The 15343-nt window shown below is 54.1% G+C and carries 18 protein-coding genes; 16 read left to right on the top strand and 2 right to left on the bottom strand.

The window, feature by feature from the left end:
- The first annotated feature begins 75 nt into the window (after positions 1 to 75).
- The 12 genes from MCACP_RS07365 (at position 76) to MCACP_RS07310 (ending at position 10145) form a co-directional block, all read left to right on the top strand.
- Positions 76 to 756: a hypothetical protein gene (locus MCACP_RS07365; RefSeq protein WP_406676148.1), complete on the top strand. Its 681-nt coding sequence runs from the start codon at positions 76 to 78 to the stop codon at positions 754 to 756.
- A complete protein-coding gene (gene ubiE, locus MCACP_RS07360; protein WP_406676147.1) occupies positions 753 to 1454 on the top strand; it encodes a bifunctional demethylmenaquinone methyltransferase/2-methoxy-6-polyprenyl-1,4-benzoquinol methylase UbiE in 702 nt (233 codons plus the stop codon). Before MCACP_RS07365 ends, ubiE begins: the two co-directional genes overlap by 4 nt.
- A gap of 69 nt (positions 1455 to 1523) precedes the next feature.
- Positions 1524 to 2267, top strand: a complete 744-nt coding sequence (gene tatC / locus MCACP_RS07355) for a twin-arginine translocase subunit TatC (RefSeq protein WP_406676145.1) — start codon at positions 1524 to 1526, stop codon at positions 2265 to 2267.
- A gap of 48 nt (positions 2268 to 2315) precedes the next feature.
- Entirely contained in the window at positions 2316 to 2537 is a 222-nt protein-coding gene (locus MCACP_RS07350) for a Sec-independent protein translocase subunit TatA/TatB (RefSeq protein ID WP_406676144.1), read from the top strand.
- A gap of 120 nt (positions 2538 to 2657) precedes the next feature.
- Positions 2658 to 3878, top strand: a complete 1221-nt coding sequence (gene hydF, locus MCACP_RS07345; RefSeq protein WP_406676143.1) for a [FeFe] hydrogenase H-cluster maturation GTPase HydF — start codon at positions 2658 to 2660, stop codon at positions 3876 to 3878.
- Positions 3879 to 3904: 26 nt separating this feature from the next.
- On the top strand, positions 3905 to 4564 hold the full coding sequence (locus MCACP_RS07340) for a YkgJ family cysteine cluster protein (protein ID WP_406676142.1): 660 nt from the start codon (positions 3905 to 3907) through the stop codon (positions 4562 to 4564).
- A gap of 72 nt (positions 4565 to 4636) precedes the next feature.
- Entirely contained in the window at positions 4637 to 5014 is a 378-nt protein-coding gene (locus MCACP_RS07335) for a methylglyoxal synthase (RefSeq protein WP_406676141.1), read from the top strand.
- Positions 5015 to 5072: 58 nt separating this feature from the next.
- Positions 5073 to 5384 carry a DUF6951 family protein gene (locus tag MCACP_RS07330; RefSeq protein ID WP_406676140.1) on the top strand — a complete coding sequence of 104 codons (312 nt, stop codon included), beginning with the start codon at positions 5073 to 5075 and terminating at the stop codon, positions 5382 to 5384.
- A gap of 164 nt (positions 5385 to 5548) precedes the next feature.
- The gene (locus MCACP_RS07325) at positions 5549 to 6982 is read left to right on the top strand and encodes an aspartate ammonia-lyase (RefSeq protein ID WP_406676139.1); all 1434 of its coding nucleotides are present in this window, start codon (positions 5549 to 5551) and stop codon (positions 6980 to 6982) included.
- An 80-nt stretch (positions 6983 to 7062) separates the two neighbouring features.
- On the top strand, positions 7063 to 7794 hold the full coding sequence (locus tag MCACP_RS07320; protein WP_406676138.1) for an N-acetylmuramoyl-L-alanine amidase: 732 nt from the start codon (positions 7063 to 7065) through the stop codon (positions 7792 to 7794).
- 80 nt (positions 7795 to 7874) lie between these two features.
- Entirely contained in the window at positions 7875 to 9305 is a 1431-nt protein-coding gene (locus MCACP_RS07315) for an 8-oxoguanine deaminase (RefSeq protein WP_406676137.1), read from the top strand.
- 84 nt (positions 9306 to 9389) lie between these two features.
- The gene (locus tag MCACP_RS07310; RefSeq protein ID WP_406676136.1) at positions 9390 to 10145 is read left to right on the top strand and encodes a LysM peptidoglycan-binding domain-containing protein; all 756 of its coding nucleotides are present in this window, start codon (positions 9390 to 9392) and stop codon (positions 10143 to 10145) included.
- A gap of 2 nt (positions 10146 to 10147) precedes the next feature.
- Here MCACP_RS07310 and MCACP_RS07305 read toward each other — a convergent pair whose 3' ends face one another.
- Positions 10148 to 11134 carry a hypothetical protein gene (locus tag MCACP_RS07305; protein WP_406676135.1) on the bottom strand — a complete coding sequence of 329 codons (987 nt, stop codon included), beginning with the start codon at positions 11132 to 11134 and terminating at the stop codon, positions 10148 to 10150.
- A gap of 179 nt (positions 11135 to 11313) precedes the next feature.
- On the opposite strand from MCACP_RS07305, the gene MCACP_RS07300 reads away from it, so the two are divergent.
- The gene (locus MCACP_RS07300; RefSeq protein WP_406676134.1) at positions 11314 to 11937 is read left to right on the top strand and encodes a hypothetical protein; all 624 of its coding nucleotides are present in this window, start codon (positions 11314 to 11316) and stop codon (positions 11935 to 11937) included.
- A gap of 23 nt (positions 11938 to 11960) precedes the next feature.
- Here the strand turns inward: MCACP_RS07300 and MCACP_RS07295 are convergent, their stop codons facing one another.
- Entirely contained in the window at positions 11961 to 13553 is a 1593-nt protein-coding gene (locus MCACP_RS07295) for a hypothetical protein (RefSeq protein WP_406676133.1), read from the bottom strand.
- 220 nt (positions 13554 to 13773) lie between these two features.
- On the opposite strand from MCACP_RS07295, the gene MCACP_RS07290 reads away from it, so the two are divergent.
- The 3 genes from MCACP_RS07290 (at position 13774) to MCACP_RS07280 (ending at position 15300) form a co-directional block, all read left to right on the top strand.
- Positions 13774 to 14052 carry a hypothetical protein gene (locus tag MCACP_RS07290; protein WP_406676132.1) on the top strand — a complete coding sequence of 93 codons (279 nt, stop codon included), beginning with the start codon at positions 13774 to 13776 and terminating at the stop codon, positions 14050 to 14052.
- A 64-nt stretch (positions 14053 to 14116) separates the two neighbouring features.
- Complete coding sequence (locus tag MCACP_RS07285) at positions 14117 to 14419, top strand: heavy-metal-associated domain-containing protein (RefSeq protein WP_406676131.1); 303 nt, start codon at positions 14117 to 14119, stop codon at positions 14417 to 14419.
- A gap of 68 nt (positions 14420 to 14487) precedes the next feature.
- A complete protein-coding gene (locus MCACP_RS07280; RefSeq protein ID WP_406676130.1) occupies positions 14488 to 15300 on the top strand; it encodes a M55 family metallopeptidase in 813 nt (270 codons plus the stop codon).
- The last annotated feature ends 43 nt before the right edge of the window (positions 15301 to 15343 follow it).

Below are 15343 nucleotides of genomic sequence, written 5' to 3'. Positions count from 1 at the left end.
AAAAAACCAGCAGGAATATGCTTTAAAGAATAGAATATCAAATAGAATACCCATTTTTATTTCTAGGAGGGCTGGATGTTGACCGCCCTGTTTAAAATATTACAACCCGAGCTGGAAATGGTTCGCCATTGCTTGTTAAGGGAAACTCGCTTGCAAGGGCGAAGGTTACCCGGGGTCTCCTGGCCTGTTTTAAACCATTTAGATCAAGATTTTCTGCCTGCTCTAGTTCTTTTGAGCGCCCATACTCAGGGTTACTCTGGCTCCAGGGCACTTTCCCTGGCTGCCGTATTTCAATTTATTTTTCTGGCCTCATTGATTCATAACAATGTTAAGGAAGAGGTAGCCCTGGAAACCCTGGCAGGAGATTATTTATACACCCGTTTTTTTGATCTCCTGTGCCGCGATGGTAATCTGCAATTTCTCGCACCCCTATCCCAGTTGATTTGCCAGATTCACCTGGATGCTGCCCGGCAGCACGAAAAACCCAGTTCTCCTGAAAGTCTCCATATGCGCGAATACCTGGCTGCCGCGGCAACCTACCTGGGCAGCCAGTTAGGCCAGGCCGAACCCTGGCTGGCTCAGGCATGGCGGGAGATAGGCTTATTTTTAGGCAAGCTGTGGAATGGCCGGCCAGTAACCGTAAAAGCCAGCCAGGTTATAGAAAAACTTGCTCCCGGAACAGTAAAGGAACTGCTGAGTGAGCTGGTCGTTCATTTAAGCGAAGAGCTGCCAGTTAAACGGGTGATGGCCCTGTGACCAAAGAGGAATATGTACGCGGTATTTTTAACAACATCGCCCCCCGCTATGACCTGTTAAATACGATTCTCAGTTTTAACTGCGACCGGGGGTGGCGCCGCTTTACTGTAGCCCAGGCAGGCCTTGCGCCTGGGAACAAAGCCCTGGATGTCTGCTGTGGCACCGGTATGCTTTCTTTGGAACTGGCCCGGGCCGTAGCCCCGGGCGGTCAGGTGGTGGGACTGGATTTTGCTCCGGGCATGCTTGAGGTCGCCCGTCGCCGCCTGGCAGCCAGTCCCTACGGCCGTCTGGTACAACTGGTAGAAGGCAATGCCATGGACCTTCCCTTCCCGGATAATACTTTTGATTGCGCCACCATTGCTTTTGGCCTGCGTAACCTCCCTGATATCAAAGGAGGTCTGGCGGAAATGAGGCGGGTGGTACGGCCGGGAGGACGGGTGGTTTCCCTGGAATTAGCCAAACCCACCTGGCCCCTTTTTAAGCAGCTTTATTACCTGTACTTTGACCATCTGGTGCCTTTAATCGGTCGCCTTGGAGTGGGCATGGATGGCCCCTATAGCTACCTGCCCCGCTCCCTCAAGGGCTATCCCCACCAGGAAGAAATATTGCAGTACTTCCGCGACCTGGGCCTGGACAGGGCACGTTATTACGAACTGACGGGCGGCATTGTCACCGTGCATGTTGGAATAAAGAAATAATGTTGCCCTGCTATGATAGCGGCAGTATAATGAATCTAGCCATAAAGGGGACAAAAGGGAGGTGGAGCGGTGGAAGATAAGTCGATGACCCTGACGGAGCACCTGGAAGCTCTGCGCCGGGTACTGCTGGTGTCTATTATCGCTTTAGTGATCGCAACTATCGCTGTTTATTTTGGCTTCCGGGGCCAGCTGCTGGTTCTAATCTTACGACCGATTAAGGAGTTAGGCATAAACCCGGTATTTATCACTCCCTGGGAGGCCTTCTTTACCACCATAAAAATTTGCTTTGTGGCCGCTGTCTTCCTGGCTCTACCGGTGATCCTCTGGGAAGTGTGGAGCTTCATCCTGCCGGCCCTGCACAGCCATGAACGACGCCTGGTTTATATGTTGATGCCGGCTTCAATAGTGCTTTTCGCCGCGGGAATAGTCTTCGGTTTCCTGGTAGTTTTCCCGGCGGCCATTCATTTTTTACTAATAAGTGCCAGTGAAGGCTTTACACCCCTGATTTCTATCTCTCGGTATTTTAGTTTCCTGACCATGTTTGTTTTACCATTCGGAGCCGTTTTCCAGTTACCCCTGGTTATCATGCTTCTCACCCATTTAGGCTTGATAACACCCCGGTTTCTGGCTAAAAATCGTAAATATGCTGTTTTAATTATCTTTATCCTGGCGGCCATTCTTACCCCGACACCGGATATGATTTCCCAAACATTAATGGCTTTACCGGTAATTGCCCTTTATGAAGTTAGCATCTGGATTTCTTACCTGGTGCGGCGAAAGCGGGAAGAAAAGGCCAGGGAAGAAGGTATTTAAATTTAAAAAAAACAGGTGTACAATAAATCTTAACAGGAGGTGAGAAGGATGTTCGGTCTGGGAGCTCCTGAATTAATCTTGATTTTAGTGCTGGCGTTGATTATTTTTGGCCCCGGCAAGCTGCCCGAGGTAGGTCGCGCCCTGGGGAAGGGTATCAGGGAATTTAAAAATGCTACCAATTCCGTAACCGAGGAAATCAAAGAAGCGGTCAAAATCGAGGAAGGCGACAGCAATACCGCTAAAGAGAAGGCCGCTAAACAGACCAGTTAAAGAGTGGTGCGCTACGGGAGATAAACTCCCGTTTTTTACTGGGAAAATTTCCGGGCCGGCACCCCGGCAAAGCGTTTTTCGTTGAAGCGAAGCACTGCTGTACGTGGAGGTGAAGCAGCTGTGGAAGCAACACCAAGGGGCAATCGCTTGCATATTGCTATCTTTGGCCGCCGCAATGCCGGCAAGTCCAGTTTAATCAACGCCCTGACCAACCAGGAACTGGCCGTAGTCTCCAGCGTTCCCGGTACGACAACAGACCCGGTCCTTAAATCCATGGAAATTTTACCTCTGGGACCTGTTGTGCTCATCGACACGGCCGGAATTGATGACGTGGGCGAGCTGGGTGCTTTAAGGGTTAAAAAGACCATGGAAGTCCTGCGACGCACCGACCTGGCCATCCTGGTCCTGGACCCGGACGCCGGGGTGGGGCCTTATGAGCTGGAACTACTGCAGCGGCTGAAGGAACAAAACCTGCCCCGGGTGATAGTGCTGAATAAAATCGACCGGGGCGGCCGGGAACTATTGCCGGACCTGGAAAAAAAACTGGGACAGCGGGTCCTGCCGGTCAGCGCCCTGACCCGCCAGGGGATCGAAGAGTTGAAAGGGGAGTTGATTAAAGCCGCTCCCGCCGACTTTGAGGAGCCCTATATTGTTGCCGATCTGGTGGGGCCCGGAGAAATGGCTGTCCTGGTGATCCCCATCGACCTGGCGGCACCGAAGGGGCGCCTTATCCTGCCCCAGGTTCAGACACTGCGGGACTTGCTGGATCACGACGCCATGGGCCTGGTGGTAAAAGAGCGGGAACTGAAACTGGCCCTGGCGAAGATCCCGCCTCCGAAGATTGTTATTACTGATTCCCAGGCTTTCCTGAAGGTGGCGGCCGACACGCCGCCCGGCGTCTGGATGACTTCCTTTTCCATTTTATTTGCCCGCTATAAAGGCGACCTGGTGGAGATGGTACGAGGAGTAAAGGCTATAAAAAAATTACAACCTGGAGACAGGGTTCTCATCGCCGAGGCCTGCACCCATCACCGCCAGGCTGATGACATCGGTAAAGTGCAGATACCCCGCTGGCTGCGACAGTACGTGGGCGGTGAGCTGCAGTTTTCCTGGTATTCCGGCACTGGTTTCCCGGAAGATGTGGCCAGTTACAAGGTGATAATTCACTGCGGCGGCTGCATGATCAACCGCCGGGAAATGCTCTACCGCATCCAGCTGGCCAGGGAAGCCGGCGTGCCAATAGTTAATTACGGCGTCCTCCTGGCTTTTATCCACGGCGTCCTGGAACGGGCCCTGGAGCCCTTCCCCCTGGCCCTGATGGAATGGCGGGAAGAAGAGTAAAAATATAATTGGCAGGAGGTTGTCAATTGCTCGCAAAACAAGGACAGAACCCCGTTCAGGTGCGTTACTGGCAGGTCAACGGCAAGCGAGGTTATGATCTGCGGGTTTTATCTCCCGAGGCCAGCGTAGCTGACTATATTACCGCCGTAGAAGGACTCGACCCGGCTCTCCTTTACCGGCCCTATACCAACGGCGCTTGCCAGGGTTGTGATCACTGCTGCGGCGGTCGTCTGCCCCTGACCAGCATCGACCTGCAGGTATTGCAGCAGGGACTGGAGGAGCTTACTGGTAAAAGGTTTTCCCTCCCGGAAATGCTGGAGGAATATTGCCAGGTCCGGGTGAAGGGGCGGGTGGTAGATATTACTTTGCGGACTGACGCCGAAGGCTACTGTATTTTTTTAGAACCGTACCGTCGTCGTTGCCGCCTGTACAAATACCGGCCCCTCATCTGCCGCACCTATTTTTGCTGCCCCCGCACCCGGCGGGCCAGAATATTACGGGAAATCGTTATCAACCGCGGGGAAGATGAACTGGTGCGTTCCTGGCTTTCTTTGCAGCCGGCGGTACCGGCAGGTGTGCACCGCCATGACTGGGAGCCGACCCCATTTGCCGGCTGCTTTAGTTTTGCCGAGGTTCCTTTAAAGTCCCTTTGCCCACCGGAACTATGGCGCCAGCTTCGCCAATAGAAGGGGAAAAGAGCTTTTTAGCGAATCTATTTATTCAACTTCCTGAAAAACTGTTAAAATGGAGGAAGATTGATGCGCATCGCTCTCATAGCCCACGACCGCATGAAAGACGATCTGGTCAATTTTGTCGACCAGCATAAACATATCTTTGCCAACCACCGGCTGGTAGCCACGGGAACTACAGGTGCCAGGATCATGGAACGCACCGGCCTCAAGGTCCACCGTCTCATGTCCGGGCCCCTGGGGGGAGACCAGCAAATGGGTTCCCTGGTGGCCAAAAAACGCCTGGACCTGGTAATTTTCCTGCGGGATCCGCTGACGCCCCAGCCCCACGAACCGGATATCAGCGCCCTCCTGCGCATTTGTGACGTCCACAACGTTCCGGCGGCCACGAACCTGGCTACGGCAGCTATCTTTCTCGAGTATTTAAAGAGCAGAACAAAAGAGTAAAAAGCACCCCGGGCGGTCGGGCGGTTTTTAACATTACTATAATGAAAGGAGTTCTTCTATGGCTAAAGTAACTGTAGAATCCGGCATCTGTGGTTTTACCACCGAAGTTCTGGCGGAAGCACCGGATATGTTTTCCTGCAACCTGAGCATCAACACTACCTGTCCCAACATCCAGAAGATTGCTGCTGAACTTGGCACCCTCAATCCCCTGGACGAGATCAGCTTCAAAGGCGACAGCCGCCTGCGGGGATTATTCTTTCAATATTGTCCCCATGCCGCCTGCCCGGTACTCCCCGGCATGGTTAAGGCCGTCGAAGTAGCTGCCGGCCTGGCCCTCCCCCGGGATGCCCATATCTACGTGCAGAAATAGTTCTATGCCCCATGAAGGAGCATCCAGCAAAAGGTACCGGCCAACAGGTGCTGGCTACCCTTTCACGGCGACCGGCAATTTCGATAGCCGGTCGCTTTTTCCATGCCTGTATTTGCCGGCCGTCCCCGGTCTGCTACAATAGAGTCCAAAGGAAGGGATGCGCTATGTCTACCCGCCAGGAACACGATCTCCTGGGGATCAGGGAAGTGCCCGCCGACGCTTATTACGGCATTCATACTTTGAGGGCGGCGGAAAATTTCCGGGTCAGCCGGCATCACGTCCATCCAGAACTAATTAAAGCCCTGGCTACCGTCAAAGAGGCGGCCGCCCGGGCCAACCTCGACCTGGGCTACCTCCCCCGGGAAAAGGGAGAGGCCATTATTGCCGCCTGCCGGGAAGTAGCCCGGGGTGAACTGGCCGATCAGTTTTTTCTCGACGCCTTCCAGGGCGGCGCCGGTACTTCGACCAATATGAACGTCAACGAAGTAATCGCCAACCGCGCCCTGGAAATCCTGGGCCTTCCCAAAGGTGATTATACCACCATCCACCCCAATGACCACGTTAACCTGCACCAGTCCACCAACGATGTCTATCCTACCGCCATGCGTATAGCGGCCATCCGCCTTTTACTGCCCCTGGCCGAGGAACTGGCCAGGCTCCAGGAGGCCCTCCAGGAAAAGGAGGCTGCCTTTGCCGGGATACTTAAAATCGGCCGGACTGAGCTCCAGGACGCCGTTCCGGTAACCCTGGGGCAGGAATTCGGTGCCTACGCCCAGGCCGTGGCCCGGGACCGCTGGCGGCTGTACAAGGTTGAGGAGCGCCTGCGCCAGGTGAACCTGGGCGGCACGGCCACCGGCACCGGCCTCAATGCCCCCTTGAAATACATTTACCTGGTCAATGATTATTTAAGGCGCCTAACAGGGCTGGGTCTGGCCCGGGCGGAAAATTTGATCGACGGCACCCAGAATATGGACGTCTTTGTGGAGGTTTCCGGCCTGGTGAAGGCCGCCGCCGTAACCATGCATAAGATTGCCGGGGACCTGCGTTTCCTCGCCGCCGGTCCCAAAGGCGGGCCGGCGGAAATCAACCTGCCGCCCCGGCAGGCAGGATCTTCCATCATGCCGGGAAAGGTCAACCCGGTGATCCCGGAAATGGTTCATCAGGTTGCCATGCAGGTCATGGCCAACGACATGGTAATCGCCATGGCCGCCAGCCAGGGCCATCTGGAACTCAATCCTTTCGCGCCACTTATCGCCCATGCCTTGCTGGAATCCCTGGAAATGCTGGCGGCGACGGCCCGGATTTTCCGCACCGGTTGTATTAGCGGTATAACCGCTAATGCCGGCCGCTGCCGGGAAATACTGGAGCAGAGCCCCGTCCTGGTGACTGCTTTGCTGCCCTATCTCGGTTACGAGAAAGCCACCGAGGTGGTAAAGGAAGCAGAAGCTTCCGACCGCTCCATTAGAGAAATCCTGTTAGAAAAAGGTTTTTTAACGCAGGACGAACTGGAAAGTATCTTGACCCCGGCCGCTATGACGAAACCCGGTACCCTGAAGCCGGTAAATAGGCGGCAACAGGATCCGGAGGCGCGTAATTAGCAATTTACGTTGCTGGTCAGGTTTCACCCCCGTAGCTTAAGATCACGTTAAAGCATATCTTAAAATCGGGGGTGGTTTTGATGCCCAAAATCGGCATTGATCCCGGTCATGGCGGTAGCGACCCCGGGGCCGTAGCCGCCGGCGGCCTCCAGGAAAAGGCCGTCACCCTGGCCGTGGGCCTGGCGTTGCAGCAGTTGCTCCAGGAAGCGGGTGTAGTAGTGGTGATGTCCCGGACAGGCGACCAGGATGTTTCCCTGGCTGACCGGGCGGCCCTTTTCAACCGGGAACAGGTGGACCTCGTCATCAGCCTGCACGTCAACAGCGCCGGTACCCCGGCTCCTAACTACGCCAGCACCTTTATCCTGGCACCCGGAGGCCAGGCTGAAAAGCTCGCCCGTTTGATTCAGGCCGAAGTGGTGGCGGCCACCGGCTGGCCGGACGGGGGCGTTCGCCAGGCGAATTTTTACATCCTGCGGGAAACCGACGCTCCTGCAGTTCTGGTGGAAATGGGTTTTATCAGCAACCCGGAGACGGCGGCTCAACTGGCCACGCCCGCAGTACAGCAAGCCCTGGCCCGGTCCATTTTTCGCGGCCTGGCCGCTTACCTGGGCCTGAAGCCAAAGGAGCCCGACGATATCCAGGGTCACTGGGCCGAGACAGCCATTCGCCAGGTCATGGCCGCCGGAATTATGAGCGGCTACCCGGACGGCACCTTCCGGCCCGACCAGGCTGCCACCCGCGCCGAAGTGGCTGCGGCCTTGGCCAATCTTTTGGCAAAATTAAATTTAACTCCTGTCCGAGGCGGTAATTAAAAATGGTGATTTTATTAACGTGTATGCTGAAATAAATCATTATATTTAACCGGGTTGGCCCGGTTGACGGGAGGATCTTGATGTCTTTACTTATCAAAAATGCCGAATGGATTATTACTCTGGATAGCGAAGGCCGCCGCTACCGGCAGGCTGATCTTTTAATTGAGGGGCCGGCAATTAAGGCCATTGGCTTCAACCTGCCCGCCGGCGAGGGCGACGAAATTATTAACGCTCAAGGTAAAGTTGTCCTGCCGGGGCTGATCAATACCCATCACCACCTGTACCAGACCCTGACCCGCAATATCCCGGCAACTCAGGATATACCCCTGTTCCCCTGGCTGGTGACCCTTTACGAAATCTGGCGCGAGCTGACGCCCGAAGCGGTTCGCCTGGGAGCCCTGGTGGGCTTGGGGGAATTGCTGAAAACAGGCTGTACCTGCTCCAGCGACCATCACTACGTCTTTCCCCGCGGGCAGGGGAATGAACTTATTGATATTGAGATCCAGGCGGCCCGGGAACTGGGGATCCGCTTCCATGCCACCCGGGGCAGCATGTCCCTGGGCAAAAGTCAGGGTGGTCTACCACCGGACGAAGTGGTGCAAACAGAAGACGAGATATTAGCTGATAGCGAGCGCTTGATCCAAAAGTACCATGAGGCTGGTCACTTCGCCATGTGCCGTATTGCCCTGGCTCCCTGTTCACCTTTTTCTGTAACTCCCGAACTGATGCGAGATAGTGCCGCCCTGGCGCGCCGGTACGGTGTCATGCTCCATACCCACCTGGCCGAAACCCTGGATGAAGAACGCTTCTGTAAAGAAAAATTTGGCCGACGACCGGTGGAGTACATGGCTGAGCTGGGATGGCTGGGGCCCGACGTATGGTTTGCCCATGCCATACATTTAAGCGATGCCGAGGTAGCCCTGCTGGGTGAGACGAAAAGCGGGGTGGCCCATTGCCCGGTTTCCAATATGAAGCTGTCATCCGGAATTTGCCGGGTGAATGACCTGCTGTCTGCCGGGGCCCGGGTGGGGCTGGCCGTGGATGGCAGTGCCAGTAATGACTCCTCTAATATGTGGAACGAAATGCGTATTGCCTATCTCTTACAAAAACTGGCTTACGGTAATAACGGCCTGACAGCAGAAGAAGTTTTGCGTCTGGCAACTGTCGGCAGCGCTGAAGTTTTAGGCCGTGAAGACATTGGTTACCTGGCTCCGGGAATGGCGGCAGATATAATCCTGATTAACTTTGAGGAACTGGGGTTTGCCGGGGGGCAACATGATCCGGTAGCGGCAATTATTACCTGCGGTGATAGCCAGTTGGTGGATACGACCATTGTTAACGGTGAGGTCGTAGTCCGTGAAGGGCGGCTGGTGAAGGTTGATGAAACTGAAATCGTTCGCCAGGCCAACCGGATATCAGGTGAAATGCTGGCCCGGGCCGGGAGGCGTACAGGCACCGATTATTGTGCTTACCCTAAACGTTGCCACGCTCATAATTTAACGCCCCAATAGGGGCGCTTTTTAAGTCACCAATAACCGGCCGGTTTCATACCCTATACTAGCAAATCATGCCCGCAAGGAAAGGAGACCGGCCTTATGAGCGACGAAAGCAAGAAAGCTGAGGCAACTGTAAGTGAGGCGACAGCCCAGCATATGGTGCCCCCATGTCCCCATGGCTTCCATTATACCGTTAAAAGCGGCGACACTATGTATCTTATCGCCCGACGTTTTGGTATAACCCTGAATGAGCTTATTGCTGCCAATCCCCAGATCCAGGATCCCAACCTGATTTATCCTGGGCAGGTGCTCTGCATTCCGGGTAGACCCGCGATACACTGCCCGCACGGTTTCGTCTATATCGTCAAACCCGGCGATACTTTAAGCGGCATTGCCCGCATGTTCGGTACTACAGTGGATCAGATCCTGGCGGCCAACCCGCAAATTACAGATCCTAATTTGATCTTTCCCGGCCAGCGTATTTGCATTCCCATCATGCCTCACGTAATGCCCCGGCGCCACTGCTTTATGATGCACCCCACCCACCATTGTCCTGGTGCCATGGGCATGGGTATCATTGATATAGAAAAACGGGAGTTGCTGGTTGTTGCCCGGGGGATTCCTGATCCCAGGCATTTCGGTATGGAGCATGTCGTTTTAATGGTTCGCTACCGGGAGATGGAGGAATTCAGGGTAGTTGAGATGATGCCTATGGCCCATGATATGATGATGGGGCATCATATGATGGATTCCGATATGGATAAAGACCCTGTTTTGTTAATCGGCGCTGCCCGCAGGTTCCCCTTCGTCTTTGGTCCTTTATTCCTGGGTGTGGTGGTGCCATTTATTATCTAAAATCATTGCTTAAAAAGAGTATTCCTGCTGTCGGGATTTACAAGGACCGCCCTGCACAAAGAAAAAAGAGGCTCAAAATTGATTACCAGGGGCCAGTCCGGCTCCAGACCGCTGATCTTGGTGAAAACCACCTGCCTGGTGGAGGGGCCATCTGGCCCCTCTACAGCTTTAATCCGGGCCGGAAAAAAGAAATAGGCGCTCTGGGGTGGTGGCCAGGTACTGCCGCCGTCCTGGGATAAGCAAAAGGCCAGGCGGTTGCTGGATGTCCAGAGGAAAAGCAAGGTTTTTTCCTTAGCCAGGAGTACCGGCCGGTCATCGGGAAGATCAACCGTTGTTCCCGGGCAGAGCCTCCGCAAGGTGTTTTTTTCCGGATCGACTACGTATAAAAAAAGCAAGTAGTCCTTTTCCCGGCTGTGCCAGGATAACAGGTAAAGATATCCCTCAAAATAGTAAGCATAAATTTTGTTACCAGGTTCTACGCCAATGATGGGACGGGGTACCTGCCAGCCTGTGGCAGGATCAAAAATTGTTAAAAATACAAGCTGCCTTTCCCTGGAGGCGTCCTGCCCGGCAAAAAAAAGCCGCCCAAGGAACAGGGGTTTGAATAGTAAGGGAGGAGCTGTAAGGTTAAAAGGTAAAAACTGCCTTTGCCAGCGGTTGCCATCAAGGTAGAGATGGACAATTTCCGACCTGCTGGCTTCCTCTAATAAGAGGTGCGGCTGCCGGCGGGAATCGAGGACAAAGCCCAGGACGGAACCATTTACCGGCAACTCACTACTTTCCCAGCGGTGACCCTGCCAGCGGGCATAAATTAACCGTTTATTAAGCAGTGTTGCCACTACATGTAAACGACCGGCAGGATCAATAACGGCAGTACAGTCCTCCAGGCCGGCCATGGGCTCACCGGTAGCTATATAACCGTATTGTAATATGTTATGGTGCAAGACTAACTGCCAGCTATCACCCGGTGTAGCTAAATACTTTATCACGGCCATCACCTCCCTGGACCGCGGCTACCTAACTAATGCATATGCTTTCCTGGCAGAAAAATATAATTTTGATTGCCGGCAGCAAAATATGTTTTCCCGGTAACATCCACTCGTTGAGGTCAATATTATATACCAGGCATTAACCCGAAATATTTGCTGGCAAGGAGGTAAGTTCAAACATGGCTGATGAAGCGAGCGTCAAGCAGGCCGTCGTTGCTCCCGGCCTGTGCCCGCCGGGAGGATGTCCGCCCCCGACTCGTATCGAGTGTATTGTCGTTGACAAGGTTTATGACAGCTGTTTCCAGGTGGAAAGCCGTACCCGGGATACTACAGTAACGACGGGTCTTACTGGTGAGTTTGTTACCGGTACGTTTACCGTAGGGCAGGCTATCCCCTGTGCACTGAATGGGACCATTTCCTGCAACGTGATTAACCGGGTACCAACTACCGGCAATTTTGCAACTTTGACCATAGTCGTCTCTGTTCCAATAACCCTGACCAACCCCAATGCTCCAGCTGAAACTGCCAATCGTGTCTTTACCTTCACCAAAGTCGTCACCCTCTGCGCTCCTGAAGGAGTAACCGTAGATTGCTCCGAGAGTACCTTGCTTTTCTGCAACTGCGTCGTCTCGGCCGTAGGTGTCGGTAACATCACCGTTACCTGTGATTTCCAGGTATGCGTTGTTATTAAGACCATCCTTTCCGTCCAGCTCCTGGTGCCCAGCTACGGCTTCTGCGTACCGGCTCCCTGCACTGTTGCTCCCGGCGTCTGTCCGCCGACACCACCGGCCCAGTGTTTCTAGAAGGCAGGAAGTACGAAGCACCGTCAAATTGACGGTGCTTCGCCGTTTAGGGGTTCTCCGGGCTGTTTTGGAGCCAGGAGGGCGGCACTCAAATTTTTTAGTTCCACCAGGGTGCTATCATTATTTCCAGTCTCCGGGGCTATCATTTCTGTCCTGATTGGTTCAAAGTTTAGGGTTGACGGTTTTGCTGTGCCTGGCTGAGGGGCCTGCCGGACAGTGAGGCTGGCCATGGCCGTACCCGCCACCGGAGAGGACAGGTCATTACTCCATTGTTTCCCTGTCAGAAAAGTGCTCTGGAGGTGCAACGGTGCCATGCGTTCCAGCACTTCCTGGGGAAAGATGGCAGGAACAGGGCTGGCTTCCAGGGGCCGCTTAAAGATAAACACCGGCCCGTCACCGGGAGGGGAAAAGGGATTGCCCCTGTGACGGCCTTTACCCTTCCGGACATCATGAATCTGCCCGGAAGGTGCCGGTGGAGAAGCCAGGCTACTGGAAACTGAATCCTTTGCCCCCGTTGCCCCTTGGTTTACGTGCCTTTCCGTTGTCACGAGTTCGTTTGGGGGCGATTTCTTTGCTTGCCCTGCTACCCAGCCTTGCCCTTGTTCTTGATCCTGCTCCGGCAATCCAGCCTGCACCTGCATTTCGCTTCTGCCGGGTATGGCCGCCTCATCCAGGTTCGTTGTAGCTTCTGCTTCTGTTTCCTCTCCAGGGACTGTTATAGCCTCTGACTCTGTCATCTTTCCCCCAATCTCTCCCCGGGCCGCGCCCCCTGTGGTTCCCGGTCCTGCGTCCCTCTTTTCTCCGGTCTGAATAGGGTCCTCTGACGGCCCGGCCGGCGTCGTAGCTGTCGGTTCCCCTTCCGGAGGCGCAGTTTCCTTGTTTACCTGTTCCGTTGCGGAAGCCTGGTATTGCGGTTCCCTTGAAATGGCCTGGCTTTTTTTAGCCAAAACCTCGTCTTGTGCAGGGATTGTCTTGTTTTCCCGGGAGTTGCTTCCTTCAGGTAACCTTGGTAATAAACAGGCATCCCGAAAGCGCTGCAAAAGGGATTGCAGCTTAAAAATAGTTTCTTCCGCAAGGGGTTTCTGGAAATACCAGGTTAAACCCTCAACCAGCCACGTCGTTATGTTGTGAATAAATTCCGGGTCCAGGTGAACCTGGCAAAATTCAATTAAGATAGAGGGTACTTCTGCATTATTTAAAAGGCGGCGGTAGCGGAAGTTTTTAAAATGCTCCCAGGCGCCGGGGATGGTATAACTTAAAGGACTCCCTGAACGGAGCATGGTCTGTACCAGGGCGGCAATCAACCCCAGGCTTTCCTCACGTCTTTTGGGCGAGTAAAAAAAGCGTAAAGCAGGTTCTGGACCGGCAGTATCCTTTTGCGAGAAGGCAAAAAGGACCTGGGTCTGCCATAGACGGAAGAGCTGCCCGTCGCTGGCGGTAGCTGGAACAATTAAAACATTGGCCCCCTGTCCCTGCAGCTCCTGGCTTAAGGTAGTTAGCAGGGCCGTCAAGGTTGGGTCCTGGCCGGCCAGAGGACGTAAAACAATCGTCTTATTAGCCAGGGGCGGATTAAGGATAAAGTTTCCTTCACCATCTTCTAGGAAACTTACCCCCAAACTGCGGCACATGATTGGAAATAAGGTTTTGCTAGAAGCATCAAGTTCCCATGACGATAAGGGAATATTTCCCAAAAGGATTTTGGCCATCTTTCACCCCTCATTTCATAAAATCACTATTACAGCATATGTTGGTGAAGGGTGGAATGGACCTAAAAATAGGCGGCAAAAGGTGAGTTGATGCATAGAATATAGGGCAGGGCTCTGGAGGTGAGAGAGCATGGAACCGAAGGTAAGAATGTGGATAGATGCCCGCCAGGAAAAATTCCGACCGGGCCGGCACCAGGAAGTTACCTATATTATACCCAACCTTGAAATGCCGGTCATCCGGGAAACAATCTATTATACCCTGGCAGCCCTGGTAAAGGAAATCCAGCTACCCCGGGAGGGCCGGGCCAATATGGTTAAAATTATCTATGACCCGGAAAGGATTACACCTTCTTTTATGGACTATTTATTGCTGCAAAAGGGAGTTGAGTTCCGGCGTCTGAGTCCCTGAGGGGAAGGAGGGTGAGCAGGATGCTCACCAGAAGCTAAAAAATTAAATTAAGGAGGATAAAAGAATGAGCTGGTACAGCCAGCGGGCCGCAGAAATTCTGGCCGGGCAACAGGGACAAAATTGGCATCATGGTTATACCCCTGACCTCCGGCAGGTAACCATGACCCTGATTGTAAGCGATATGCGCACCGGGGAAGATGCCAAAAAAATTAGTAATGCCCTGGGCAGCCTGCCGGGAGTAATTAGCGTCAATGTCGTCCTCGAACGTCGCTGGGTGGTGATTACCTATTATTTACCCCAGATAAGCCTGGAAATCATTGGCGAGCATATTACCAAACTCGGTTACCATTATATCCATAAATCATGAAGGAGTTGTTCTTAGGGGCCGGTCAGGCCCTTTTGACATTCACCCGTCACAAAGGAGGAATGGCAGGGATGCGGGTCTACATATCCGCCGATATGGAAGGCGTAGCCGGGATAACTGCCTGGGAACAGGTGGAAACCCTAGGCGGGGTGGAATACGCACGCTCCCAGAGACTAATGACGGCTGAAGTCAATGCCGCCATCCGCGGCGCCCTTGAAGCCGGAGCTGCCAGCGTAACCGTCAATGACGCCCACGGCAGGATGCGTAACATTCCGCCGGAAGACCTGCACCCCGGGGCCCAGCTCATCAGCGGCGCACCGAAAAAAATGGGCATGATGGAGGGGATAGACAGGGGCTTTTCTGTAGCCTGTTTCCTAGGTTACCATGCCCGGGCCGGCAGCCCGGGCGTCCTGGCCCACACCTACAGCGACGTAGTCCACCGCCTGGAGGTCAATGGGCAAGAAATGGGGGAACTGGGCCTGAATGCCCTGCTGGCCGGCTATTTCGGTGTCCCGGTGGTCCTGGTGAGCGGCGACCAGGTCCTGGCCGGTGAAGCAAGGAAGATTCTTGAAGAAGTAGAAGCCGTTATTGTTAAAGAAGCAGTTAATTTCCACGCCGCCAGGTCACTCCCGCCCCGGCTGGCCAGGGAAAAAATCCGCCAGGGAGTAGCCCGAGCCCTGAGCAAAAAAAGTTATCAACCCCTTGTGGCACCGGCCCCGGCAACGGTAACAATAAAATTTATCGATGCAGCGCGGGCGGCGGCAGCGGCAATACTACCCCGCAGCCAGCGCGTTAATGCCGTTACCGTAACTTATACGGGAGCCGATTACCTGGAAGCCTACCAGGCCGTAAGGAGCCTTATTGCCCTGGCGAAAAGCAGCTAATACTGGGATTCCCGGCGTTTTGAAAACAGGTTAAATTGACAGC

The sequence above is a fragment of the Neomoorella carbonis genome (assembly GCF_045278715.1).
Classification (GTDB): domain Bacteria; phylum Bacillota; class DSM-521; order Neomoorellales; family Neomoorellaceae; genus Neomoorella; species Neomoorella carbonis.
This window is presented reverse-complemented; position numbering and strand designations above follow the sequence as displayed.

Coding starts and splice junctions, on each gene's coding strand:
- MCACP_RS07365 (WP_406676148.1), top strand. CDS start 76: ATGTTGACCGCCCTGTTTAAAATATTACAACCCGAGCTGGAAATGGTT.
- MCACP_RS07350 (WP_406676144.1), top strand. CDS start 2,316: ATGTTCGGTCTGGGAGCTCCTGAATTAATCTTGATTTTAGTGCTGGCG.
- MCACP_RS07335 (WP_406676141.1), top strand. CDS start 4,637: ATGCGCATCGCTCTCATAGCCCACGACCGCATGAAAGACGATCTGGTC.
- MCACP_RS07330 (WP_406676140.1), top strand. CDS start 5,073: ATGGCTAAAGTAACTGTAGAATCCGGCATCTGTGGTTTTACCACCGAA.
- MCACP_RS07325 (WP_406676139.1), top strand. CDS start 5,549: ATGTCTACCCGCCAGGAACACGATCTCCTGGGGATCAGGGAAGTGCCC.
- MCACP_RS07320 (WP_406676138.1), top strand. CDS start 7,063: ATGCCCAAAATCGGCATTGATCCCGGTCATGGCGGTAGCGACCCCGGG.
- MCACP_RS07315 (WP_406676137.1), top strand. CDS start 7,875: ATGTCTTTACTTATCAAAAATGCCGAATGGATTATTACTCTGGATAGC.
- MCACP_RS07310 (WP_406676136.1), top strand. CDS start 9,390: ATGAGCGACGAAAGCAAGAAAGCTGAGGCAACTGTAAGTGAGGCGACA.
- MCACP_RS07300 (WP_406676134.1), top strand. CDS start 11,314: ATGGCTGATGAAGCGAGCGTCAAGCAGGCCGTCGTTGCTCCCGGCCTG.
- MCACP_RS07290 (WP_406676132.1), top strand. CDS start 13,774: ATGGAACCGAAGGTAAGAATGTGGATAGATGCCCGCCAGGAAAAATTC.
- MCACP_RS07285 (WP_406676131.1), top strand. CDS start 14,117: ATGAGCTGGTACAGCCAGCGGGCCGCAGAAATTCTGGCCGGGCAACAG.
- MCACP_RS07280 (WP_406676130.1), top strand. CDS start 14,488: ATGCGGGTCTACATATCCGCCGATATGGAAGGCGTAGCCGGGATAACT.